Here is a 24525-nt window from a genome sequence, read left to right on the forward strand (position 1 = left end):
CGGCTTGCGCTCCCCGGCTACCTCGGAAACGACCCGTTGTTGATGTCCAGGCAGGTGCCGTTAATGTATTCCGGGCAGTCGGTGGCCAGCCAGAGAATGGCCCGGGCCACTTCCTCGGCCCTGGCGAAACGGCCGGTGTACACGGCCTGGAGAATCGCCTTTTTCCGGGCCTCGGGGATGACATGAAGCATGTCGGTCTCCACGGGGCCGGGGGCCACGGCATTGACCACCACCCCGCTCGGGCCGAGGAGCTTGGCAAAGCTCTTGGTCAGGTTGATCAGCCCGGCCTTGGTCACGCCGTACCAGATGTCCGGGTGGCCGATCTGCCCGGCGATGGACGCGTTGTTGACGATGCGGCCATGGCCCTGGGCGGTCATGTGTCGGGCCGTCTCGCGAATCAGGGCGGCCGGAGACTCCAGGTTGAGACGCAGGATGGTACGCACCTTGTCTTCTGGATACTGGTCGTAGGGCAGGGCGTACATGACGCCCGCGTTGTTGACCAGTACGTCCACGGGGTCGAGCCGGGCCACCAGGGCAGGGATGCCCTCCACATCGCTCAGATCGTACTCCACGGCCGTGACGGCAGCGTTCCCGGCCAGCGGGAAGCTGGAAAAATCACGGGCCACGACGGTGACGCGGCAGCCTCGTTCGATGAACAACATGGTGGTTTCCAGGCCGATACCCTTGTTGCCTCCGGTGATCATGATATGTTTTTTCATGGGAAGTCACTTCTCCTGTGTTTGATTCGATGTTGCATTTCTGATGCTACCCGCACGCGGCCCGAGCGTCCACCCGCCGACGACCGCCCCACTCAGGCACCACTGCCCGCTTCCCTTCAAGGACAGGATGTGATTGAATCGATAAAAATCCACCCGCAACCAGCGAGGCTTCCGTGATTCTGGACACCCTGGCAAACGCCGACCGTTACGCAGCCCTCAATCCCCGCTTCCGGGCCGCCTTCGACTTTCTGCGCAGAAGCGACCTGTCCGCCTTGCCCTTGGGCCGGGTGGACATTGACGGCCCGCTTTATGCCATGATCGCCAAGGGGTCAGGCCGGACCCCCATGGAAGCTCTCATGGAGACCCATGACCATTATATCGACATCCACCATGTCCTGAGCGGTTGCGAGACCATCGGCTGGAAGGCGCGGCCCGACCTCGGCCCGGCCACAGCAGAGACAGATACGCGAACGGATGTAGCCTTCTACCACGACAAGCCCGAGGCATGGACAACGGTATCGCCCGGCATGATCGCCATCCACTTTCCCGAGGATGCTCACATGCCCATGCTCTCAGGCGGCGAGGTGCACAAGGTGGTGGTCAAGGTGCCCGTGGAATAAGGGGGAAGGAAAACCCGCCACAAGAACCGGAAAGCCCGCAGCGAGCCAACTTACGGCATCACAGGATCAATCAGCGGGGAGAGGCGGCCGTAGCTCAGTGGACCACCTGCTCGTCCATGTCCGCCGCGTAGAAACCTCCCTGTTGGGGCATTTCCAAGGCCATGAGCCCCTCCACGGACAGATCCGGCCCGGCCCAGAGGACGCCTTTCACGGCAAATCCCCGCGCCAGCCGCTTGGCGTGGTCCAGAGCCAGGGCGACCTGCTGGACGTACTGCTCACGAGAAAAGACGAACTCTGCGTCGTGGGTCCAGTCGGGCATAGGCTCCTCGGCAGGCCAGGAGATGGGGTTGCGCAGCCGCCACTTGACCGTGTCGGCAGTATGCGAAACCACGACACCGTCGTCGATGCCCAGGCAGGAGGGATCGCCGCAGTCGCAAGTGTAGATGAAGAACTCGCCGGACATGGTTGAGGAGGTGACGAGGTCCACAGGGTCCACATACACATTGGGCTCGTGCAGGAACTGACCGTCCACCGACAAGTTGAAGTCGATGTAGGCATCCTCGGGGTGCGTCTCATCCAATGACAGCGTAACGGAAATCCTGATCTCGTTCATGGGTAGTGTTCCTGGGCTCCTTTGGCCGCAGGGGCGGCCGCCGACAGGCATGTAGCACATTCGCGCACCCTTCACAACGCCGGGAATCACCCCCTCCCTTCCGCCCCGAGGCGCGGCTCTTCCCCCCATCCGCCACATGCTCATACGACTTGAGACCCGAGGCGAAAACGGGTATCCACAGTATCCTTCCATGACACCACACGAGGAGACCATCCATGGCCGCATACGAGATCACCCCCCTTTCACCCATGCCCGAGTTCGACATCATGTACTTTATGGAAATCGCTGGGGAAACCCGCGTGGACCACGAGGCGATGGAAGAGTTCGAACCTTTCTGGGACAAATGGGCCGCCAACAACCTCAAGGCATACAAGCTGACCAACCCCGACGGAGCGGGCAGCTTTCTGCTTATCTTCCTTGATCAAGAGGTCGAGGACACCATTGAAGGCGTCTGGCAGGACTCGCCCACCCATGGCCTGCTCTTCCACGCCCTGGCCATCACCATGGTCATGAGCGCGGCCCAGGGTTTTGTTCCCGAGCTTTCTGACGGCAACTGTGCGCCGCTCCCCAGACCCGGCGAGGGCGTACTCGGAGCCTTTTCCGAGCTGGGGCTGACCTGGAACCAGGAGGGCACGGTCAACCGGAAATACGCGGTACTCACGCCCTATCCCTATGCAGGCGGGTGCGAGGTGTGCTACCTGAGTGCGTCATGTCCCAAAAGCACAGCCAGGAGCAACTGACCATGCCCTTCTCGGTCAAGGATGTTCTTTCGATGCAGGTGGCCCCGGCCCTGGGCTGCACCGAGCCGGTGGCCATCGCCCTGGGCGCTGCGGCCGCCGTGTCGATATTGCCCGACACGGGATTCGATTCCATGGAAATATTCCTGGACCCCAACGTCTACAAGAACGGCTTGGCCGTCTCCATTCCCGGAACAGGCGGGCTCTCGGGCCTGGACATGGCCGCCGCCCTGGGCGCATCCGGCGGCGATCCCTCCCTGCGCCTCGAAGTGCTCCGCCCCATTCTTGACAGCCATGTGGCCGAGGCCAAGGCCACCCTTGCCGCCGGGAAGATCACCGTCTCGCTGCTCAAGGACCGCCACGGACTCTTCGTACGCAGCGTGATCCGGCGCGGCGACGATGTGGCCGAGAGCGTTATCGAGGGGCTGCACGACAATATCACCAGCCTGACCCTCAACGGACGGCCTGTGCCAAGCCCGCTGCTCAAGCCCCACGGCGAGGACGGCCACGCCAGACTCGTGGAGATGGAGGAATGGCTCAAGGGACTCTCCCTGACCGAAATCATGGCCCTGACCGATGACCTGGACGAGGCAGACCTCGCCTTTGTGCGCGAAGGGGTCGATGTGAACATGCGTCTGGCCGAGCAGGGTCTCAAGTACGGGCTGGGCCTTGGCGTGGGCAAGACCCTCGAGCGGCTGGTGCGCCAAGGGCTGATCAAGAAGGACATGGTCCTGGCAGCGCGCATTCTCGCCTCCAGCGCGGCGGACGCCCGCATGTCCGGCGTGCCGCTCCCGGCCATGAGCTCCGCCGGATCGGGCAACCACGGGCTGACTGCCATACTGCCCATCTGGGCGGTCAAGGACTTCATCGACGATGCCGACGAGAAGACCGTGCTCGAAGCCATAGCCCTCTCACACATCGTCACCGCCTTTGTGAAGGCCCACACGGGCCGACTCTCGGCCATATGCGGCTGCTCGGTGGCGGCCGGGGCCGGGGCCACGGCAGGCATCACCTACCTGCTCGGCGGCGATGCCGTCCACATCGCCGGAGCCATCAAGAACCTGCTCGAAGACCTGGCGGGCATCATCTGCGACGGGGCCAAGGCCGGATGCGCCCTCAAGCTGTCCACCGCAGCCGGCACGGCGGTACAGGCCGCCCTCTTCGCCCTGCACGGGGTCAACGTCCACTCCAGCGATGGCATCATCGGCGATTCTTCCGAAGACACCATGCGCAACATCGGCACTCTGGCCGTGGACGGCATGATCCAGACCGACCGGACAATCCTCGACATCATGCTGCGCAAGAGGCTTGCCGAGGCATAGCCCCGCCTCCACGAAAAAGCCCTGCCCACGCAAGCGGACAGGGCTTGAAACCACTGTATCGAAAAAGTCTAGAAATAGACCAGAGCCTGAGGCGGGGTCTTGCCCTCGAAGAAGGCTTCCACCCGCTCCCTGTCGGCCACGCTGATCCTCAGATCCGAAAGGTGCAGCGGCATTGCGAGGCCGCCGTAGGTCCTGACCGCCCTGTCGATGAAGTCTGCGTCCACAAAGGCGGCGCGGATGGTCACAGGGCGCCCTCCCCAGCCCACGGTAAGGCTCACCTCAGGCTGACGGTCAGGGCTCCTGGTGATGAAGTTGCCGGTACGGACCAGGCACTCGGAAACCTGATCGGGAAACATCCCGGCCATGCGACCCAATTGATCGACAAAGGCAGGCATCACCGCCAGATAGTGCAAATGATCGATCTTGCAGGCAATGGAGCGGCCGGGCATGTTCAGCATCCAGGGCTCCTCGGCAAATCCGCGCCCAAGAGCCCGTTGCACCCTCTCGACCATCTCGGCATAATCCTTGATAGGCATGGCGCCCTCCCCCGCAATGACGTTCCAGCCGCCCAGGCGGCCCCAAAAAGAAGACGCCCCGGCAAGCGGGGCGTCGTTCGCTCACTTGGTGCTGGTGGAGAACTGCTGCATGTACCGGGCGTTGAGTTCGGCATTTATTTTGGCCTTAATGGCCTTGACCTCGGCCGCGCCCACATCCGGGGCGAGCTTGTGGAGCGTGTCCGGCAGAATGCGCTCGCAATACTCGCTACGTGCATAGGTGTTCAGGTTCTCGTGCTCGGTGCTGGTTGCCACATCGTAGCAGACCACTATCTTGGCGGCGTAGTAATTTTCGTAGGCCCCGGCAGCATCACCCGCATTTTCAGCGCACTTCGCCTTGAGAAAATAGGCATAGGCGATGTCCATGGTCTCGTTGGGCCGGGCGATGGTCTGGTCGAAGAACGGCTGGGCGGCGGCGCAATCCCCCTGCTTATACAAAGCAACCCCTTGGTCCAGAGCGGTCCGCTGTCCACCGCATGCGGCCAGCGCAGCGGCAACACCCAGCAACATGGCAACCATCAGTATCCTCTTCATCGTCACATCCTCGCTGGCAAGGTTATAATTCTTCAGCATGTCCAATCATTAGTCCAATCTTGTCGTGAAGTCCATACATCAGGCAACAGGCGTGGAAACTCAGATGGAAATGACCAGGGGGACAACCACCGGGTCGCGCCCGAGCACCTTGCGGAAAAAACGGCGCAAGGCCGAACGGATGCGTTCCTTGAGCTTGGTCGTCTCGCCAGGGGCGATATTTTCGTGCACATCCAGCACGATACATTTGGCGTCGTCGAGCAGGTGCATATACTGCTGTTCGAAGACGAACCCCTTGGACATGATGTCAGGCCCCATGCTGATCTCCCCGGTGGCCTCGTCCACCACCAGGACCACGATGACCATGCCCTCGCCCGCCAGCAACTGGCGCTCGCGCAGCACGCTCTGGCCCACATCGCCGACCCCCTTGCCGTCCACCAGAATCTTCTCTGCCCTGAAGGGCCGACCGAAATACATGGAGCCGTCGGCCTCAAAGGCCACCGACTGGCCGTTCTCCACCACCAGGGCATTTTCCTCTTCCACCCCGCACTCGAATGCCAGCCGGGCGTGCTTGACCAGATGACGATACTCGCCGTGAACAGGAATGAAATACCGGGGCCGCACGGCTTCGAGCATCAGGGTCAGCTCGCCCGCATGGGCGTGGCCCGAGGCATGGACGCCGTGCATCTTTTCATAAAGCACCTCGGCCCCGAGGCGATAGAGGTTGTTGATGACACGGGTGATGGCCCGCACGTTGCCCGGAATAAAACGGGACGAGAGAATGCACAGATCGCCGGGTTTGACCGTGATCTGCCGGTGCTCGCCCATGGACATGCGCGAAAGCGCGGCCAGGGGTTCGCCCTGGGAGCCGGTGACAAGCAGCACCAGCTCGGAATCGCCGAACTCGTCCAGCCGGTCCAGCTCGATGAGGGTTCCCTTGGGAATGCGCAGGTAGCCCATGTCGCGAGCCAGCTCAATGTTGCGCAAGAGGGATTTGCCGGAAACGGCCACCTTGCGCCCTTCGGCGTCCGCCAGATCAACGACCTCCTGGATGCGCTGGATGTGGCTCGAGAAGAGCGAGACCAGGATGCGTCCCTTGGCGGTGGAAAAAATCTCGCGCAGACTGACCTTGATCTCCCGCTCCGTCAGGGCGAACCCCTCCCGGGCCACGTTGGTGGAATCCGAGAACATGAGCAGCACTCCCGGCTCGGAAAACCGGCGGAAGGCATTGAGGTCTGTGGCGTGGCCGCCGAGGGGATTGCGGTCGATCTTGAAATCGCCGGTATGGACCACCCGACCCGCCGGGGTCTCAATGCCCAGACCATACCCCTCGATGATGGAATGGCAGACCGGAAAGAAATTGAAGGTGAAATCGCCAAGGAGCACACGATCATGGGGCCGGACCGGCCGAAGATCGGCCCAGCGGGCGAGATCGTGCTCGCGCAGCTTGTTCTCCACCAGCCCCAGGGTGAACTGGCTGCCGTAGACGGGCACGTCCACATTCTGGAGCAGCCAGGGCAAGGCGCCGATGTGGTCCTCATGACCGTGGGTGAGCACGATGCCGTGAAGCATGGCCTTGTTTTGAAGCACGAAGTCGAAACAGGGAATGACCACGTCCACGCCAAAGTGGTAGTCCTCGGGGAACATCAGGCCGCAGTCCACCAGCACCATGGAGCGCGGCGTCTTGAAAGCCATGCAGTTCATGCCGATCTCGCCCAGCCCGCCCAGCGGGTGAACGCTGAAACAAGGAGAGTCCGTCATTTAGGCATCCTTGGCGAGCAGTTCGCGGTAGGCGGTGCGCATCATCTGGCGCAGGTCGTCCTTGAAGGCATCGCGGTCCTTGATGGTGTACTTGGCCGGGTCAATGACCGGCAGGGCCTTGAATCGGATCAGATGACGATTGTCGATGATTTTCGACCCCTTGGGCATGATCTTGCCGGTGCCGGTCATAACGAAGGGTACCACGGGCAGACCGCACTTGAGCGCCAGGATCATGCCGCCGATCTTGAACTCCATCAGATCGTCCAGTTCGGTGTTGCGCGTGCCCTCGGGAAAGATCAGCGGCGAGATGCCGGAGCGGGCCGTCTCCACTGCGGCGCTCAGGCTCTCCATGGCGGCCCGGCGGTTGTCGCGGTCGATGGAAATGTGCCCAGCGTGGGCCAACGCCCGGCCATAGAGGGGAATGTCAAAGAGGCTCTTCTTGGCCACGAAGCGAATCCTGTTGCCCTTGAGCAGCGTAAAGAGCACCGGAATGTCCAGATTGCTCTGGTGGTTGCCGATGAAGACATAGTGGCCCTTGGGGTCGATCTCGCCCATGTCGGCTTCGATTTTGACCCCGGCCAGGCGCACGGCGGCCGCCCCCCAGGCCAGCCCCCAGAAGTCGTACTCCTCGGGCGTGGAGTTTTCCCGGTCCACGCGAAGCATGCGGATGCTGTAGTAGATGGTGACAGGTATCAGGAGCAGGATAAAAAAAACGCGTCGAAACATGGGCATCCTCGTGGTGTTGACTCACGACTGAGTAAACCATATTCCTGCGCGAAACAAGTGCGCAACCAGCCCATTACGAAGAGCCGGATGTCTGCGGACGCCCGAAAAGAAGACGGGACGACGGAATGACCCGCCGTCCCGTTATTGCCTGGGTTCGGTCCTACTCGTCCTCGCTGCCCTTCCTGTGGGCGGCGATGACCTTTTCCGCCTCCTGGGGCGGGCATTCCTCGTAGGAGGCAAACTCCATGAAGAAGGTGCCCTGGCCGCCGGTCATGGAGTTGAGATCCGGGGCGTACTTGAGCATCTCGGCCATGGGCACATGGGCCTTGACCTCGGTGATGCCGGCCTGGGAGTCGGACCCCAGCACCTTGCCGCGCCGCGAGGAGAGGTCGCCAATGACATCGCCCATGAAGGAATCGGGCACGGCCACGGTGACGAGCATGATCGGCTCGAGCAGAGCCATCTTGGCCTTCTCGCAAGCCTTCTTGAAGGCCAGGGAGCCGGCCACCTTGAAGGCCATTTCCGACGAGTCCACGGAGTGGTAGCTGCCGTCGTAGAGCGTGACCTGGAAATCAATGACCGGATAACCAGCCAGCACACCCCGGGCGGCGGTCTCCTGGATTCCCTTGTCCACGGCCGGAATAAACTGGCGCGGGATGGAGCCGCCCACCACCTGATCCACGAACTCGTAGCCCTCGCCCGAGCCCCTGGGGGCGACATGAATCCAGCAGTCGCCGAACTGGCCGCGGCCGCCGGACTGCTTCTTGTGGCGGCCCTGGATCTCGCGGGCACCAGTCTTGAAGGTTTCGCGATACGGCACCTTGGGAGTCTTGAGCACGATATCGGTCTTGTAGCGCCGCTTGGCCTTCTCCACCGAGACCTCGATATGGTTCTGGCCCATGCCCGAAAGCAGGATGTCGCCGGATTCCTCGTCGCGGCTCAGGGTCAGGGTGATGTCCTCGTCAAGGAGCTTGGCCACGGCGGCATAGACCTTGTCCTCGTCGCCCTTCTCGGCCGGAGCCAGGGCAAAGGTGATGAGCTGCGGGGACATCTCTGGCTTTTTGAGCACAAAGCCGCTTTTCTCGGCCGTCAGGGTGTCGCCGGTCGAGGTGTTCTTGAGCTTGGCCAGGGTAACGATGGAGCCGGGGCCCATGGGTGTTTTGGACTGGGTCTGCTCCTTGCCGTTCATGAGCAGCAGCTGGCCCACGCGCTCCTTCTCGCCATTGCTGGCGTTGAGCAGGGCCGAATCGGGCTTGAGTTCACCCGAAAGGACGCGAACCACGGTCAGCTGCCCGGCAAAGGGATCGGCCAGGGTCTTGAAGACGAAGCAGGCCAGGGGCTCGTCCGGGGAACCGGAGCGCTCGCCCTCGTCCCCCTCCCATGGCTTGTGGGCCAGGGGGCCGGGTAACAGGCTCTGAACGGTGTCGAGAATCATCTGGCCGCCCTGGTTGTTCAGGGCAGAGGCCACGACCACGGGCACCAGCTCGCCCGCGGCCACGCCCGCCTGCAACCCGCGGGTGATGTCGTCCGGGGAGAGCTGCCCCTCCTCCAGGTACTTTTCCATCAGTTCCTCATCGCTCTCGGCGATGTTTTCTATCATGGCCTCGCGCAGGGCCTCCACCTCGTCGGCCACCTCGTCTGGAATGGCTTCCTCTGATACCGCGCCGTCAGCGCCGAACATCAGCGCCTTGCCGGACATCATGTCCACCACGCCCCGGAACTGCTCCTTGCTCCCCACAGGGTAGTAGAGCAGCGCCGGGCGGGCGCCCAGGGCGTCGGAAATGCCAGCAAAGGCGGTGTCGAACTCGGCCCGGTCGCGGTCCATCTTGTTGATCACGATCATGGCGGGCAACCCCATGCCCTGGACCAGCTGCCACACCTTGCGGGTCTGCGGCTTGACGCCGTCCACCGCGTCGATGACCAGTACCGCGCCGTCGGCAGCGGTGAGAGAGTAGGAAAGATCCCCGGAAAAATTGGAGTCGCCCGGAGTGTCGATGAGAAAATGGTCGTTCTTCTTCCACTTGAAGGTGGCGACGCCGGGCTGGATGGACCCGCGCCGCTTGATCTCCTCGGGCTCGTAATCCAGAACAGTGCTCCCTTCCTCGACCTTGCCCAAACGATTTATCACGCCGGCGTTGAAAAGCAGCATTTCGGCAACCGTGGTCTTTCCACTGCCGCCGTGACCGACGAATGCGTACGTTCTCTGTGTCTTCAGGTCAGGCATTTTCTACTCCACTGGTATTTATTGGTTTTTCCTATGATCAGGGGAACCTCCGGCCCCGTGGCATCACTGGCACTTGGTTTTTCACAGGTTTAGTCCTATAGGAAGAGCAACGCGAGATTGTCAAGGGGGGCGACCCGAAAAACATGCCCCCATGACACTGTTTTTTTTGGCAATTTTAGCGGAGTACGCCAATAATGGGCAACAAAGTCCCGCATTCCCGAACGGTTATCCCCCGGCAAGCACACAGCAGGAGCCCAAAGTGCATCTTTCAAACGAGACAGTGACCACCCCGGCCAGCGCCATCCGCACCGCCGGGACGCACCTCTTCTGGGCCACCGCCCCTTCTCCCGCCCTAATGTGCTCCCTCGAACGCCACGGGCAGATTCAGCCGGTGCTCGTCCGTACGACTGCAGGCGGGCTGGAGCTGGTGGCCGGGTACGCCCGGGTTGCGGCTCTGGGCCGACTGGGCCGCCCGGTACTGGCAAGACTGGTGGAAACGGAAAACCCGGCCGAGCCCGGCCTACTCTATCTGGCCGACAACGCCCAGCGCCCGCTGGACGATGCCATGCGACTGGCCGCCTGGCACCACTTCCGTCCCCTGCTCGATGATGCCCGGCTGGCCGAAGAAGTCCTGCCCTGCCTGGGTATCACCCCCGGCAGCCGCGACGCGAAACTCCTGGCCGACTGGCTCTCCCTGCCCAAGCAATGGCAGGGCAACCTCGCGGCCGGACGCGTTCCCCTGGCAGCCGGAACCGTTCTGTCCCGCATGACCGATGCGGACCGGCAGGCCGTTGCACCGCTCTTCGCCGAATTGTCCTGGTCACGCTCCAATGCCGTCAACCTGCTCACCTGGCTTTTCGAGGCAGCAAGGATGACCGGCAGACCCGTGGCTCGGATCATGACCGAACAGGGCATGGAGCAGACGACACAGCGCGGCCTCTCGCCCAAGGACGCCATGTCGCGGCTGGCCGCCCTGGCCCGCGAGGCTCGCCATCCCACCTTGAGCGCCATGCAGGCACGATTCACAGCCGCAGCCAGCGACCTGACGACAGGCACCCGGTGGCGCATCACCCAACCCGACCACTTTGAAACAGACGGGGTCGAACTCTCTGCCCGCATCGCCAGCCCAGACCAACTCGAACGCGCTGTCCGCGACCTTCAGATCATGGCCGAACGCCCGAGCTGGCATCAACTCTGGAAGGCCACCACAGACCATGACTGATCCCGCACAGCTGCCCCCACACCTGCGCCGCATCGCCCAGGTCTTTGTGGACGAATCCATGGCCGACTCGCCTCTGGCCCGCCGTGTCCGCAAGCGGCTGGCCGCCTCCACCCACGCCCAGGTTCCCTGGACCGTGGTTCCGGCAGGAACCGACCGGGTCCTCTTTGACCAAGGCGATGCCCAGGCACTTTATCTCAAGGATTACAAAGGAAAATTTCTGCGCTTCTGCCCCGGCACCCGCGCCTACCACTGCTGCGCCTACCGTATCATCCATATCGGCGAGAACTGCCCCATGGCCTGCTCCTACTGCATCCTGCAGGCCTATTTTCAGGACCGCGTCCTCAAGATCTGGGCCAATCAGGACGACCTCTTCACCCAGCTCGCCGACGCCTTCGGCGCCGACCGCACCACCCGGTTCCGCGTGGGCACCGGGGAGTTCACCGACTCCCTTGCCCTCGAACACCTCACCGGATACAGCCGCGACCTGGTTTCCTTCCTCAATGACCACGAAAACGTGGTTCTCGAACTCAAATCCAAGGTGGTGGATCTCTCCTGGATGGACGCGGCCAAACGCACGGATCGCGTCCTGCCCGCCTGGTCGCTGAACGCGCCCTTCATCAACGAGCACGAGGAGTTCCACGTCTCCACACTGACTCAGCGCCTGAAAGCGGCCCGCATCTGCGCCCAGGCCGGATTCCGGGTCTGCCTCCACTTCGATCCCATCATCCACTTCCCCGGCTGGCGCGAGGGGTATGCCCGGACCATCGACATGATCTTCGATTATCTCACGCCGTCCCAGATCGCCTACATGAGCCTCGGCTCCTTTCGCTGCATGCCGCAGCTCACGCCCATCATCGCCGACAACTTCCCACAGGCCACATACATATATAACGAATTCGTTCCTGGTCTCGACGGCAAGGCCCGCCTGCTCCGCCCCCTGCGCCTTGAGCAATTCGCCTTCATGGTCAACCGTCTGCGCGGCCACGGCATGAACAGACAGCTCTACTTCTGCATGGAATCCTCGGAAGTCTGGCAACAGGTCCTCGGCTACACCCCGAAAGACCTCGGCGGACTCGCCAACCACCTGATGACCAGGGCCTTCGGTGCACAGCGTGGAAAGGAACCGGCCTAAACTCCGGCCTTGCGGAAGACGGCGTCCACCATGGCCCGGGCCTCGCGCTGGATGGCCTTCAGGTGATCCGCGCCCCTGAATGATTCCGCATATATCTTGTAGATGCTCTCGGTACCCGAGGGACGAGCGGCGAACCAGCCGTTGTCGCTGACGACCTTGAGGCCGCCGATGGGCGCATCGTTGCCGGGTGCGCGGGTGAGCTTGGCGCGGATGGTCTCTCCGGCCAGGGTATCGGCTACTACCATGTCCGGCGTGAGGCAGCAGAAAGCGGCCTTTTGCGCGGGAGAGGCCGGGGCGTCCATGCGCTCGTAGACCGATGTGCCGTGTTCGTTTTCCAGTTCGCAGTAAAGCTCGCCGGGATCGCGCCCAGTGCGGGCCGTGATCTCTGCGGCCAGCAGGTCCATGATGATGCCATCCTTGTCCGTGGTCCAGACCGTGCCGTCGCGCCGCAGGAAGCTGGCCCCGGCCGATTCCTCGCCGCCGAACCCGCATGAACCGTCGAGAAGTCCGTCAACGAACCATTTGAAGCCGACCGGCACCTCGTGCACACGGCGGCCCAGGCTGGCGGCCACCCGGTCTATCATGGAACTGGATACCAGGGTCTTGCCCACGGCCGCGTCGGACGACCAACCGGGACGGTGGGTGAAGAGATACTGGACGGCCACGGACAGGTAGTGGTTGGGGTTCAGCAGACCGGAGCTTCTGGTGACGATACCGTGGCGGTCGTAGTCCGGGTCGTTGCCAAAGGCGATGTCGTACTCGTCCTTGTGCCGGATGAGCGAGGCCATGGCCCAGGGGGAGGAGCAGTCCATACGGATCTTGCCGTCCCTGTCCACGGTCATGAAGCCAAAGGCCGGGTCCACCGCATCGTTGGTGAGAGTCAGGTCAAGACCATACATGTCTGCCAGGGGCTCCCAATAGGCTATGCCCGACCCGCCCATGGGGTCCACCCCGATCCGAACCCCTGCGTCACGGATGACATCAAGGTCCACGGCATGGCGCAGATCGACGATGTAAGGGGTGATGTAATCATAGTGCTCGGTGGCCGGGCTCTTCAGGGCGCGGTCAAGGGGCATTCGCCTGACCCCCGCAAGCTTGGCCCCGAGCAGTTCGTTGGCCCGGTCCTGAATGGCTCTGGTGGTCATGGTGTCGGCAGGGCCGCCCTCGGGGGGATTGTACTTGTAGCCGCCGTCACGCGGCGGATTGTGGGACGGGGTGATGACCACCCCGTCGGCCAATCCGGTCTTGCGGCCGCGGTTCCAGGCGAGGATGGCGTGGGAAATCACCGGGGTGGGCGTGTACCCCCCATCGCGCTGGATACGCACCGCGACCCCGTTGGCGGAGAAGACCTCCAGGGCTGTAGCCAGGGCGGGCTCGCTCAGGGCGTGGGTGTCCATGCCCAGGTGCAGCGGGCCGTCAATGCCCCGGGACGCCCGGTGTTCGCACACGGCCTGACTCACGGCCAGGATGTGGTTCTCGTTGAATGTTCCGTCAAGAGACGACCCCCGGTGGCCGGATGTGCCAAATTCCACGGCACAGGCAGGATCCGCCGGATCGGGCTTGATTTGAAAATAAGCCGCCACGAGCCGGGGGATGTTGACGAGGATGTCTCTCGGGGCGGGCTTTCCGGCCAATTGGTGAGGCTGCATGGTCATGTCTCCGTTTCGTTGCCGTCGTTCGCGTCCGTTGACGGACAATACCACCACAGCACCCCCCGTGTCATGTCTTGCCGTATTCACGGAGTTATTCTCTTGCCGGCCGACAAGACAAGGGATAAAATTAATAGTAATCATTATACAAAAATTCATTATAAAAGGATAATCCGATCTGATATGGCAATGAAAACGTGCTGCCTCGCTCTGCACATGGCGCTGATTGATCAATCGGTCATCGGCGACGGGGAGGAGTGCCATGGCGCGGCAGCGGTTTTCTCGAGAAACATGGCCGCTTCGGCGGCGAAAGACAAAGGAGAGTCGCAGAATGTTTGATTTCGTGAACAGGAGACTGGCGAGCGCCGTGCTGATCCCCGTCATCGCCTCCATCGTCCTGGGCGTAGTCGCCTTGGTCGTGTATGTCCGCCAATCGTCCTACGCCATGAGCCTGGAAAGCGAGACCCGGGCCGCCGAAGGACAGGCTGTCAGCGTGACGGCCGCCCTCGACCTCTTTGTGCAGGACACCCTGGCCGCGACCCGGGCCATGGCCGAGCGAGGGGAAATCGTCGCGACCCTCGGCTCCGGCACAGGAGCAGCCCAATCGGTTCTGGACAACTACGTCAGAGACAATCCCAATCTCTTGGGAGGGATGGCCTTCGACACGACCGGACACGCCACAGCGGGCAGCATGAACGACGGATCAAGCCTGATCGGCCTGTCCGTCTCGGACCGCGACTATGTCAGAGCCGTGCTCGGCGGCGAAGCCTTCTTCGTATCGCGCACGGTTTTCAAGTCCAGAACCGACGGCTCCCTCACCTTTGCCCTCAGTGCACCAGTGCGCGACGACCACGGCAGGATCATCGGCGGCGTGGCGCTCTTCTCAGCCTGGGACGAGTTCGGGAAAAACTTCGTGGACCCCGTGGCCATCGGCGATGAAGGATACGGGTTCATCCTTGATGGTACGGGAAGGCTGGTCTATCACCCTGTGGACCGCTCCTTGGCGCTGACGGATATCAGCAGCAACGAGTTCGTGCGCCGGGCCATAAGCATGCGCAACGGCGAATTCTCCTACGACTGGGAGGGCCAGGCCAAGATCATGGCATTCCGGACCCATCCTGTCACGGGATGGATCGTGTGCATGTCCGCCTACGAGTCTGATCTGGCGGCTGGCGCAGTACGCCAGGGATACGTCCTCATGGGCATCGGCGCGGCCATCGCGCTGGCCGTGTCCGGGCTGGTGGCGTTTTTCATGAGCCGCCTGGTGGTCACGCCGGTAACGCGGGGCATGCACGCCTCGCACAATCTGGCCAAAGGCGACCTGACCATGAACCTCCACAGCGACTCCCCCAATGAATTGGGGCGGCTGACACGCGCCCTGGGCGAAATGATCGGCTCGCTGCGCAGCGTGGTGGGCAACGTCAAGTCCGCGGCTGAAATCGTGGCCTCCGGGAGCGAGGAAATTGCGGCCTCGGCCGAACAGATGAGCGAGGGTACCACCGAGCAGGCGGCCAGCGTCGAGGAAATATCGGCATCCATGGAGCAGATGGCGTCGAGCATCCGCCAGAACATGGAGGTGGCCCGGCAGACCCGCGACATGGCTGTCAAGATGGCCAGCGATGCGACAATGGGCGGCGAGGCGGTGTTGCAGACCGTGGCCTCCATGCGCGACATCGCGGACCGGACCTCGGTCATTGAGGAGATCGCCCGGCAGACCAATCTGCTGGCACTCAACGCGGCCATCGAGGCGGCCCGGGCCGGCGAGCACGGCAAGGGCTTCGCCGTGGTGGCCGCCGAGGTGCGCAAGCTGGCCGAGCATAGCGGCGAGGCCGCACGCAGGATCAGCGAGCTGACCGGCAGCAGCCTCAAGGTGGCCGAGGAGGCCGGAGAGATGCTCCAGAAGATCGTGGCCGACATCAAGCGCAACGAACAGTTGGTGAACGAGGTGGCCGCCGCCAGCCAGGAGCAGGACTCGGCAGCCGTGCAGATCACCCAGTCCATCGAGCACCTGGATATTGTGGTCCAGAAGAACGCCTCCTTCTCCGAAGAGCTGTCGGCCACTTCCCAGGAACTGTCCCAGCAGGCAGTGCAGTTGCAGCAGACTATGGAGTTCTTCACGGTGGCCGACGATAACGGCCGGGACCGCACAGGAGAAATCCGTGTGGTGCCTGGAAGTTCTCCCAGGGCGCTGCCCCGTGGCAATGACGGCCTCGAACGCATGTAAATCCCGCCAAAACCAATGGGGCGGCGCTTCCGGCATGACCGGGAGCGCCGCCCCTTTCCCGGCCGGGCAGGTGCGTGTCACACGGTTGTTTCCAGGCACTTGCTAAAACAGTCCCCCTGTATTAGCCTACGGCGGAACCATTTTGTCTCAACCGTCGGGAAAGATTGATCGATGCCAACCAACAAGGTCACTGCCAAGGACATCCGCGAGGACATCGCCCGCGCCCGCGCCTACGCGGGCAGGAACGATTACATGCGCACCCTCAGCTGTCTGGCCAACGCCGTTCGAGGATTGGTCTCAAGCCAGATATTCGGCGCGGAAAAATTCGAGATATACGCCCACATGGAAGAGGCCCTGCGTGATCTGAACAAGATGAAAATGATCAAACGCCTCTTCCCCGACGGTCTGCGCTTCACACGCGGCAAGGAGAAGTCCTTCTACCAGACCCTGACACGGCTGCACGGCAAGCTCGGGGAAGCAATGGAAAAGGCGCGGCTGACCAAGATGCGCCAACGTCTGGCCGTGCTGGACGACAACATGATCAAGGCAAGTCAGTTGATCAAGGAAGGCAACAGGCTCGACGCCCGCAAATTATACCGCAAAATCTCCGAGTATTTCCAGGACATCGAAGGCATAGACTCGGACATCGGCAACAGATTGGCCATGTCCGGCATGTTTCCCGAGGCCGTCGAGTATCTGACAAAGGCGCTGGCCGTCTCGCCTGCGGACACACGCGCCCACAACGCCCTGATCCTCTGCTATGAGGGCATGCGCGAACATGCCAAGGCCATGGATGCGATCAAGGAAGCCATGCGCCGCCTCGGCCCCAGCGAGGGGCTCTATCTGCGGCTGGCCAAGCTGCATCTGCTCAAACGCGAATGGGGCGAGGTCCATACCAACGCCCAGGCCGCGCTGGATCGCAATCCGCTCAATTCCGAAGCCCAGAAGCTGGTCAGACAGGCACAAACCAAGGTCTTTGCCGGACGCTCCGTCCCTTCGGCATCCGGCACTCCCCCGGCAACGCCCGCGAGCAAACCCCACAAGCTCGAATTCTAGGACATGGCCGCCCGCCGTCTTCAACGAAGCATGGCCCGCAACCAGAGCTGAAAGCGCGGTTCGATTTCGCCCGGCGTTCGCGAAATGGCTGGCCGCTGGCGGGCATAAAGCACATCGATGCGCTGTCCCGGCCGGTAACGCTCCCACTGATCGTAAGGCAGACTGGCCGTGGCTGTACGCACCAAGCCGTCGGTGTCCACGTACTTGTACTCCACCAAGAACCGGGAACCGTCGTTGCCGCCCGCTTCGGCACGCAGGACGGTGACCACGCCGACCGTGAAGGTTTCTCCATAGATGCGGAATCGCTCGGCACGCAGGATGTCGTAGGGGACCATGGACAAGACATAGACGATGAACGCGACTGCGGCGCAGCCCGTGAGCCCGCGCAGCACTCGCTTGAGCGGAGTGCGCCTGACGCCTTTGCCCGAAAGAAAGGTCATGCCATTGGATACACGGCCCGGCACCCCCACGCAAGAAGCGAAAAAGCCGAATCGGCGGCTTCTCCCCCTTGCCATCCACATCCGGGCCGGTCTACAGTGGAGCGATGGCACAAAAGAGCGAGAAATTTCGGGCGACGGCAAGGTCGGCTCCTTCCCCTGTCCCGGCCGCAGACGCCATTGCCCTTATCGAGGGGACCATTCTGCGCATGACGGCCTCGGTGCGCCGGGAGATGGCCGGCAGCCCGGCCCCCGTAGCTGGCGCGGCAGCGGGGGCGGACAACAGCGAAGCGCTTGAGGTGCGCCCGCTTGGCTGGTGGGTGCTTGTTTGCGGCGAGCCCCTGAACGAACGCTCCCTTGCTGCCCGCGACGCGGCTCGCGACCGCCTGCTTGATCAGGTCCGCGCCAGCGGGCTGGTCCTGGCGGAAAACATCTGGGTTTGGGACGAAACCGGCATGGCCCAACTGGTAATCAGCACCGTGCCCAGCCTCAAACGTGCCGAACGGCTGGCCAGCCATCTGCGCGGCAAGGGGCTGTCCGTCCGCATCCGCCGGGAAAAATTCTAAGCCGCTCCCCTCTTCGGTTCCCTGGCCCGAAGGCTCAGTCGATGAGCCCGAGGCGGCGCAGTTCCCGCTCAACCACTGCCTGACACACGGGCTTGGCGATGCAGCCCGTGGCGCCTCGAGCCTCCGCCCCCAAGGCCCCCTCTCCTTCGTCCAGGGCAGAGGTGACGATCACCTTGACCCGCCGCGCCGCGGGCACACCCCTGCCCTGCTCCAACCGGCGCATGCGCTCCAGGGTCTCCAGGCCGTCCATGCCGGGCAGCATCACGTCCATGAAAACGATGTCAAAGGGCGTGGCGTCCAGCGCTCCGGCAAAGAGGTCAAGGGCCTGCTCGCCGCAGTCCGCCTCATGGCACTCGCCAAAGGCCGAGAGAATGAGCTTGAGGAATTCCCGGTTGATGAGGGTGTCCTCGACGATGAGCGCACGCATGGGCTGGTCAGGGTTCCCGCGCCAGGAAGGGAGTCAGTTCGGCCACGGCCTCGAACAGGAAGTGGTCCACAAGATGGCAGAGCATGTGCCCGGCGGCGATGTGGATCTCCTGAACAACGGCGGTATCCCCTGATGGAACGGTGACGAGATAATCCGACACGGCGGTCATCTCCCCGCCGCTCTGACCCGAGAGGGCCACGGTGGCGATGCCGTTGCGCCGGGCCTCGCGCATGGCGCGGATGACGTTGGCGCTGGTGCCCGAGGTGGAGATGCCTACCAGGATGTCGCCGGGACGGCCCAAGGCCTGGACCTGCTTGGAAAAGACCTCGTCAAAGCTGTAATCGTTGGCAATGGCGGTCAGGGCCGAGGTGTCTGTGGTCAGGGCCAGACCGGGCAGGGGCGGCCGCTCCAGCCTGAAACGGTTGGTGAATTCGGCGGCCAGGTGCTGGCTGTCGGCCGCGCTGCCGCCGTTGCCGCAGAACATGACCTTGCCGCCGTTGGCCAGACACACGGCCATGGCCCGGGCGATGCCGACCACCAGTTCCGCCTGGGCGTCAAAAAAGGCCTTACGCGCCTCAAGCCCGGCCGCTGCGTGATCCATCACCTTCCTGAGAGCGGTTTCTGACATATGTGGTATCCTTGTGGTTCTCCCATGTGAGCGAGGGCATACCCTAATGCAAATCATGCCGACACGCAATCGCCCCTGGCAGTGCCCGCCCGAGGCAGGGGGGAGCAAAAGGCTTTTTTTCGAACGGATTTTAAGGTACAGCCCTCGATCAACCCGGCCGGATCACACGGCCGTAACCCAAGGGAACAAAAGCGACGAAAGGCCATGACAGAATCCAAGGAAAGCACCGTCCGCCTCCTCATCACCTGCCCGGACCAACCCGGCATCGTGGCTGCGGTCAGCGGTTTTTTGCACAGGAAAAACGCCAATATCATCCACTCGGACCAGCACTCCACCGATCCGGAGGGCGGCCGCTTCTTCATGCGCAACGAGTTCTTCCTGCCCGGCCTGGACCTGGACGGTCTCACCCGGCTGCGCGAGGAATTCGCCGAGGTGACCAACGGATTTGTCATGGACTGGAGCCTCAGCCCGGTCTGGATGCCCAAAAAGACGGTCATCCTCTGTTCGCGGGTGGACCACGCCCTGATGGAACTCCTGTGGCGATGGAAACGGGGCGACATGCGGGCCGACGTAACCATGGTCATCAGCAACCACCCGGATCTGCGTCTGTCGGTGGAGCACTTCGGCGTCCCCTTTCACCACGTTCCGGTAGGACCGACCCTTCGCGACAAGGTCCACGCCGAGGACACCATGATGTCTCTGATGGAGGGACAGGCCGATCTCGTGGTGCTCGCCCGCTACATGCAGGTTCTGACGCCAGACTTCGTGGCCCGGTTCGACCGGCGGATCATCAACATCCACCACTCGTTCCTGCCCGCCTTTGTCGGCGCCGACCCATACCGCAGGGCGCACCAGCGCGGGGTCAAGCTCATTGGGGCCACCGCCCACTACGTCACCGAGGAGCTGGACGAAGGCCCGATCATCGAGCAGGATGTCATCCGCGTCACCCACAGTCACGACATAGACGACCTCAAGCGGCTGGGTGCGGACATCGAGCGCCATGTCCTGGCCAGGGCCGTGCAGTGGCACCTGGAGGACCGCGTCATCGTGGACGGCAACAAAACCATCGTCTTTCGCAGGTAGATCAAGGGCTGACGCAAATCAGATCCGAGCAGCACCCCGAAAGGTCGCCCGCAATCCGGCCGGTCACGTTTCTGAAGCGCTTTCTGTCCCGTCCACACTCCGACCCTCGTCCTGCGCAGGAGCATCCGGCAAAGGCTGCACCGGGTCGGCCGCGCCGTCGCCCCCCGGCTCCTGCGGCCGTTTCGCCACGCCATATTTCTGCAAAATGCCCGCCAGCTTGGCCTTGAGGTTGGTGGTCGTCCTGGCCACCTGCTCCAGATTGATCAGCACCATGATGTCCACACGAAAGAGGGCCTTGCCCCATAGGGAGGCGATGGATTCCTTGAGTTCGGACTCCAGGTTGAGCATGTCCATGGCTGCGACCAGTTGCTTGCCGGTCTTGAGCTTGAACAAAAGCGTACCCTGACGGGTCGCGTCATTGGCGAAGAGCTGCGCCTTGCGGATCTTGGACATGCCGGGCAGACCGTCCACGGCCGCAACGGAAACGCGCCGCGCCCGACCGCTGCGCACCTGAATCTTGCCCCCCTCCTCGCGGCCGGTCTCGGCGAGAATGTGAACGGTGTGGTTCTCTAGCAGAAAAAACAGGAGTTTTTCCAACGTGGGGATGCTGAAGTCCTTAGCCAGAGGACGGATGGCCTCTATCTGGTCGGGGACGAACTCCGCAAGGGCATGATAGAAATGGTCGCTGGTACGGCCGATGGCAATGGCCGCGCCAAGCCCCACGGCCACTACCTGATCCAACAGAAACCTGAACTCCGTCTGCTCCTGCCTGCGCTCATCCTCCCCGATCGATCCTTCGCCCGAGGCGCGGGCCAGGGCACGCTTCTCGTACAGCTTCTCGAAAATCTCGCTGACCGGGTCGATGCAGGTGACGCGGGCTGCCTGGAGGATCTCGCCATCGCCGATATCCGCAGCCTGGGACAGCTCGGACACCCCGCGGGAAAGCACCGACTGAAGGAGCTTGACCCGCCTGCGCCCTTCGAACTCGGTACGGCTGGCGATGAAGCTTTTCTGGATGCGCGTCTTCTCAATGACCTGATTGGTGGGATTGAGCCCGGCCAGGATATCGTCAAAGAGAAAACGGATGACCAGAAAGCTCTTCTCCTTGGTCACGGTGAATCGTTCACCCGCAAGGATGGCCCCATGGGCGTCCGCCACGCGTTTGGCGATGAACTGCTGGACAAAGGCCCTCCAGAACCGCTCGTCCAGCTCGTGCTGCTCAATGAGGGCGCTATATTCGCGCAAGGCGTCCTTGCCGAAATAGCGCAGGACGATCTCCTCGAAATTGTCGGTGATCAGGGCCATGGCGTAGACAATGCCCTGCACGCACTTGATGAGCATGGACTCCGTATTGACCAGCCCGGTGCGCAGCTCGTCCGCCCTGCCCGTATCGCCCGCCCTGACGGCTTTTTCGTAATGCCCCAGCTGGACGATGAAGCCCGCGATCTGCTTGTGGATGTATTCGTAACCGGGGTGCCCGGCCCGGGCGCACAGCAATTCGATGACACTCGCCTGCTGGGCTTTGAGCAGAGGGTATTCGCTGATGTTGCCGTGGTTGACCCTGATGAATTCCAGCAGCAGATCGCGCTCCATGACCTCGCGCAGGGCGGAGCGCTCCTTGAGGATACGCAGCTTTTGCTGATAGGCGGCCAGCCGCTGATTCTTGTCCAACTGGGGGGAGCCGGACTCGGAAGAGGATGCGCTCATGCTTACCCCATGTCACGGGTCTTCGGGATGGGTATCCTCAGAAACCTACGCCATATAAGATTTTTTTGCAAAACATAAATGCCCCGACAGCCCACCATTGAAGGGAGCACAACGGGAGGGACGGCCTGTCCCCTCAGGCGGCGACGCGGACCGGCTCCTGGCGGCGGGAAAGACTGCGGCGCAATCCCTTGCGATACTCCCGGCCGTGCTCGTCCAGGATAAGGCCCAGGTAGAGCATGTTGCGCCGGGCGGCCTCGGTATAGGGATCTCGCTCCACGCCGAACCGCGCCTTGAAGTGGGCGGACATGCAGCCGATGGCGTTGGATAGACAGTTTTCCATCCTGGCACGCATAAAGGCGTGAAACCCCCTGGTGGAGGCAGCCAGCTCAAAACGCGAACCAAATTCGGTGATCCCCGCCTCTACAAACTCATCAAAAAGGAGATCCAGTTTTTCCAAATAGATGTCGTCCGCCATCTGGGCGATGATGTCGGCGGTAGCCAGAACGTGCGCGGCCAGCATCACCTCGATGTTGGCATGGACCACGGCAAGGGGCGAGGCAGCGAGTTCGGTGCAGCGGATCATGCTCTCCATGTCCAGCATGTCGGCCACCGGCCAGTTTCTGGCGTCTGCATAGGATTCAAGCAGGTCAATGGACCGCTCCACATGCCCGACGGCGAACCGCGCCCCGGTGCCGATGCGCTCTTCTTCGCGACGGATGTAGCCCGTGTCGTGGAACAAAGCCGCGATAAGGGCCAGCTCGACCGTGCGCGGCGACATGCCGTGACGGACGAGGTGAACGCCGTGGAGCAGACGGGCCGTGGCAAGCAACACACCGAGGGTGTGCGCAAAGTCGTGATAGCCCGTGTCACAATGATGGTAGCCCTCCATGGAGCCGTGAAAGAGCCGCTCAACGTCGGCAAAGGCGCGACCATAACGGCCCGGCTCGAATCCGGGAAGCATGGAGGCGACGATGTCACGGACCTCGCGGTCCGCTTCGGACGGATTTCTGATGATCAGGCGTACACTGCGGGTCATTCTCGAAACAACACCTTGCAAGAGAGTTTCCGATGCTGTTTTCACAGAAAACAGCCCGCGTCAACTGTCTGGCCGCTCCCGACAGGATAGGCGCATGGAATTCCCAATCAGCGTCTTGGGGACAAATCGATAATCCATCCGGCGCAACTTGAAATGCCTTTGCCCAGCGTGGTCAGAAAGCTGACAAACTTCACGCCCGGCCTTGCCTCCTTGACAATTTTTTTCTATGAAAATAAAGAGTTGATATTTCTCGCCAACAGGGCGGGCACAAGGGGAGCATTCCCCATGCAATTCGAGGGGTTGTGCGGCACCGTCCAAAAAAGCCACAAAACCGAAAGAAGGCGCGATGGCATCCAAAGTACGTATCCAGCGGCTGGGGTTTTCTTTCCTGATGGCAATCCTGCTTCTTGGAGGATGCGGCAGCGAAAACGCGACCGAGCACGGCAACACCGCCCAAACGGAAGCCGTGCCCATGAAGGTGATCAGGGCCGAAACCCGCGACATGCCCTTTTGGGTCGAGTTCATCGGCCAGATCAACGCTGCGGAGACCGTGGACATCCGTGCCCGCGTGGCCGGCTTTCTGCTGGAGAAGAACTTCAGGGAAGGCGCGTCAATCTCCAAGGGAGATCTCCTATTCGTCATTGATCCCAAGCCGTTTCAGGAAACGCTCAAGCAGGAGCAGTCGGGCCTGGACTACAACATGGCCTTGATCGAAAAAGCCCGCAGGGACTACGAACGCTTCAAAAAGCTCTATGAGGAGGGTGTGGTCAGCCGCGACGAGTATGAGAGCTACCAGACCCAATTGGCAACGCTCAAGGCCCAGGTCAACGACAACAAGGCCAGGGTGGAGAATGCCAGGATAGAGCTGGGCTACACCAGAATATACTCGCCCATAGACGGGGTCATCGGCCGGGTGCAGGTGGATGTGGGCAACCTTGTGGGCCAGGGGGAGAACACCCTGCTGGCCACGGTGTCCACCGTGGACCCGGTCTACGTCAACTTCAGCGTCAGCGAAAGCGACTACATCCGCGCCGTGCGCAACCAGTCCGCCAAGGACAGCCGCGATTCCCAGATCAGGATGATCCTGGCCGACGGCAGCGAGTACGACCACGACGGTGCCTACGACATGGTGGACCGGGCCGTGGACTCGCGCACAGGGACCTTGGGTGTGCGCGTCACCTTCCCCAACCCGGCGCATATCCTGCGACCCGGACAGTATGCCAAGGTTCGGGTGCTGTTCGACACGGTCAAGGACGCGGTGGTGGTTCCGACACGTGGGGTGATGGACACCCAGGGCATGAAGTCGCTCCTGGTGGTGGACCAGGCAGGCACGGTGCACAGCCAGCCTGTGACCCTCGGCTTCGAATTCAAGGAGATGGTGATTGTCAGGGAAGGGCTTTCGCCGGGCGACCTGGTCATCGTGGACGGCATCCGCCGGGTCAGGGCGGGCATGACCGTCAAGCCTGTGCTGGAACCCATGGATGCGGGCAACGGCCCAGCCACGCCCAAAGCCGATCAAAACGCCACGACACCCCCTCAGGCCGGATAGCC

At 62.4% G+C, this 24525-nt stretch carries 24 protein-coding genes; 11 read left to right on the plus strand and 13 right to left on the minus strand.

Going from position 1 to position 24525, the window contains the following annotated elements; genetic code table 11:
• Positions 1–17 precede the first annotated feature (17 nt).
• Positions 18–719, minus strand: coding sequence for an SDR family NAD(P)-dependent oxidoreductase (locus GKC30_RS00350; RefSeq protein ID WP_155931437.1), 702 nt, complete (start codon positions 717–719; stop codon positions 18–20).
• Between the two features lie 173 nt (positions 720–892).
• Between GKC30_RS00350 and GKC30_RS00355 the strand changes: the two genes are divergently transcribed.
• Positions 893–1339: a NanQ anomerase/TabA/YiaL family protein gene (locus GKC30_RS00355; RefSeq protein WP_367613893.1), complete on the plus strand. Its 447-nt coding sequence runs from the start codon at positions 893–895 to the stop codon at positions 1337–1339.
• Between the two features lie 94 nt (positions 1340–1433).
• On the opposite strand, the gene GKC30_RS00360 is transcribed toward GKC30_RS00355, so the two are convergent.
• The gene (locus GKC30_RS00360; RefSeq protein WP_155931438.1) at positions 1434–1952 is read right to left on the minus strand and encodes a hypothetical protein; all 519 of its coding nucleotides are present in this window, start codon (positions 1950–1952) and stop codon (positions 1434–1436) included.
• Between the two features lie 215 nt (positions 1953–2167).
• Between GKC30_RS00360 and GKC30_RS00365 the strand changes: the two genes are divergently transcribed.
• The gene (locus GKC30_RS00365; RefSeq protein WP_155931439.1) at positions 2168–2692 is read left to right on the plus strand and encodes a hypothetical protein; all 525 of its coding nucleotides are present in this window, start codon (positions 2168–2170) and stop codon (positions 2690–2692) included.
• Positions 2662–4011, plus strand: a complete 1350-nt coding sequence (locus tag GKC30_RS00370) for an L-cysteine desulfidase family protein (protein WP_367613894.1) — start codon at positions 2662–2664, stop codon at positions 4009–4011. The genes GKC30_RS00365 and GKC30_RS00370 overlap by 31 nt, the downstream gene beginning before the upstream one ends.
• Before the next feature lie 68 nt (positions 4012–4079).
• Here GKC30_RS00370 and GKC30_RS00375 read toward each other — a convergent pair whose 3' ends face one another.
• The 5 genes from GKC30_RS00375 to GKC30_RS00395 all read right to left on the minus strand — a co-directional run bounded on the left by GKC30_RS00375 (position 4080) and on the right by GKC30_RS00395 (position 9807).
• Positions 4080–4547, minus strand: coding sequence for a hypothetical protein (locus GKC30_RS00375; protein WP_155931440.1), 468 nt, complete (start codon positions 4545–4547; stop codon positions 4080–4082).
• Between the two features lie 81 nt (positions 4548–4628).
• Positions 4629–5138, minus strand: a complete 510-nt coding sequence (locus tag GKC30_RS00380; RefSeq protein ID WP_231116978.1) for a tetratricopeptide repeat protein — start codon at positions 5136–5138, stop codon at positions 4629–4631.
• A 60-nt stretch (positions 5139–5198) separates the two neighbouring features.
• Positions 5199–6857 (minus strand): ribonuclease J, encoded by a 1659-nt coding sequence (locus GKC30_RS00385; RefSeq protein ID WP_155931441.1) that lies wholly within the window; start codon positions 6855–6857, stop codon positions 5199–5201.
• Positions 6858–7583, minus strand: coding sequence for a lysophospholipid acyltransferase family protein (locus tag GKC30_RS00390; protein WP_155931442.1), 726 nt, complete (start codon positions 7581–7583; stop codon positions 6858–6860).
• 160 nt (positions 7584–7743) lie between these two features.
• Positions 7744–9807, minus strand: coding sequence for an elongation factor G (locus GKC30_RS00395; RefSeq protein WP_155931443.1), 2064 nt, complete (start codon positions 9805–9807; stop codon positions 7744–7746).
• A 259-nt stretch (positions 9808–10066) separates the two neighbouring features.
• On the opposite strand from GKC30_RS00395, the gene GKC30_RS00400 reads away from it, so the two are divergent.
• Together GKC30_RS00400 and GKC30_RS00405 are read left to right on the plus strand one after the other, a co-directional pair.
• Complete coding sequence (locus tag GKC30_RS00400; RefSeq protein WP_367613895.1) at positions 10067–11029, plus strand: ParB/RepB/Spo0J family partition protein; 963 nt, start codon at positions 10067–10069, stop codon at positions 11027–11029.
• On the plus strand, positions 11022–12161 hold the full coding sequence (locus GKC30_RS00405; RefSeq protein WP_155931445.1) for an SPL family radical SAM protein: 1140 nt from the start codon (positions 11022–11024) through the stop codon (positions 12159–12161). Before GKC30_RS00400 ends, GKC30_RS00405 begins: the two co-directional genes overlap by 8 nt.
• Here the strand turns inward: GKC30_RS00405 and pgm are convergent.
• Positions 12158–13810: a phosphoglucomutase (alpha-D-glucose-1,6-bisphosphate-dependent) gene (pgm, locus tag GKC30_RS00410; protein ID WP_437179095.1), complete on the minus strand. Its 1653-nt coding sequence runs from the start codon at positions 13808–13810 to the stop codon at positions 12158–12160. The genes GKC30_RS00405 and pgm overlap by 4 nt on opposite strands.
• A gap of 216 nt (positions 13811–14026) precedes the next feature.
• Here pgm and GKC30_RS15090 point away from each other — a divergent pair, with 216 nt between their 5' ends.
• From GKC30_RS15090 to GKC30_RS00420, 3 genes are all read left to right on the plus strand, one after another.
• Positions 14027–14149, plus strand: coding sequence for a hypothetical protein (locus tag GKC30_RS15090; RefSeq protein WP_269203793.1), 123 nt, complete (start codon positions 14027–14029; stop codon positions 14147–14149).
• The gene (locus GKC30_RS00415; protein ID WP_155931447.1) at positions 14142–16034 is read left to right on the plus strand and encodes a methyl-accepting chemotaxis protein; all 1893 of its coding nucleotides are present in this window, start codon (positions 14142–14144) and stop codon (positions 16032–16034) included. The genes GKC30_RS15090 and GKC30_RS00415 overlap by 8 nt, the downstream gene beginning before the upstream one ends.
• A 171-nt stretch (positions 16035–16205) precedes the next feature.
• Positions 16206–17090: a tetratricopeptide repeat protein gene (locus tag GKC30_RS00420; RefSeq protein WP_155931448.1), complete on the plus strand. Its 885-nt coding sequence runs from the start codon at positions 16206–16208 to the stop codon at positions 17088–17090.
• A 20-nt stretch (positions 17091–17110) separates the two neighbouring features.
• Here GKC30_RS00420 and GKC30_RS00425 read toward each other — a convergent pair whose 3' ends face one another.
• Positions 17111–17530, minus strand: a complete 420-nt coding sequence (locus GKC30_RS00425) for a DUF3592 domain-containing protein (protein ID WP_155931449.1) — start codon at positions 17528–17530, stop codon at positions 17111–17113.
• Between the two features lie 104 nt (positions 17531–17634).
• Here GKC30_RS00425 and GKC30_RS00430 point away from each other — a divergent pair, with 104 nt between their 5' ends.
• Entirely contained in the window at positions 17635–18093 is a 459-nt protein-coding gene (locus GKC30_RS00430; protein ID WP_155931450.1) for a hypothetical protein, read from the plus strand.
• 34 nt (positions 18094–18127) lie between these two features.
• Here GKC30_RS00430 and GKC30_RS00435 read toward each other — a convergent pair whose 3' ends face one another.
• Entirely contained in the window at positions 18128–18520 is a 393-nt protein-coding gene (locus GKC30_RS00435) for a response regulator (RefSeq protein WP_155931451.1), read from the minus strand.
• A 7-nt stretch (positions 18521–18527) separates the two neighbouring features.
• Entirely contained in the window at positions 18528–19148 is a 621-nt protein-coding gene (locus GKC30_RS00440; RefSeq protein ID WP_155931452.1) for a D-sedoheptulose 7-phosphate isomerase, read from the minus strand.
• Positions 19149–19352: 204 nt separating this feature from the next.
• Here GKC30_RS00440 and purU point away from each other — a divergent pair, with 204 nt between their 5' ends.
• Positions 19353–20231 carry a formyltetrahydrofolate deformylase gene (gene purU / locus GKC30_RS00445; RefSeq protein WP_155931453.1) on the plus strand — a complete coding sequence of 293 codons (879 nt, stop codon included), beginning with the start codon at positions 19353–19355 and terminating at the stop codon, positions 20229–20231.
• A gap of 63 nt (positions 20232–20294) precedes the next feature.
• Here the strand turns inward: purU and GKC30_RS00450 are convergent, their stop codons facing one another.
• On the minus strand, positions 20295–21938 hold the full coding sequence (locus GKC30_RS00450) for a hypothetical protein (RefSeq protein ID WP_231116979.1): 1644 nt from the start codon (positions 21936–21938) through the stop codon (positions 20295–20297).
• Between the two features lie 133 nt (positions 21939–22071).
• Entirely contained in the window at positions 22072–22974 is a 903-nt protein-coding gene (locus GKC30_RS00455) for an HD domain-containing protein (protein WP_155931454.1), read from the minus strand.
• Positions 22975–23320: 346 nt separating this feature from the next.
• Here GKC30_RS00455 and GKC30_RS00460 point away from each other — a divergent pair, with 346 nt between their 5' ends.
• Positions 23321–24523: an efflux RND transporter periplasmic adaptor subunit gene (locus GKC30_RS00460; protein WP_231116980.1), complete on the plus strand. Its 1203-nt coding sequence runs from the start codon at positions 23321–23323 to the stop codon at positions 24521–24523.
• Positions 24524–24525: the final 2 nt, after the last annotated feature.

This window comes from Pseudodesulfovibrio alkaliphilus (genome assembly GCF_009729555.1).
GTDB classification, from domain to species: domain Bacteria; phylum Desulfobacterota; class Desulfovibrionia; order Desulfovibrionales; family Desulfovibrionaceae; genus Pseudodesulfovibrio; species Pseudodesulfovibrio alkaliphilus.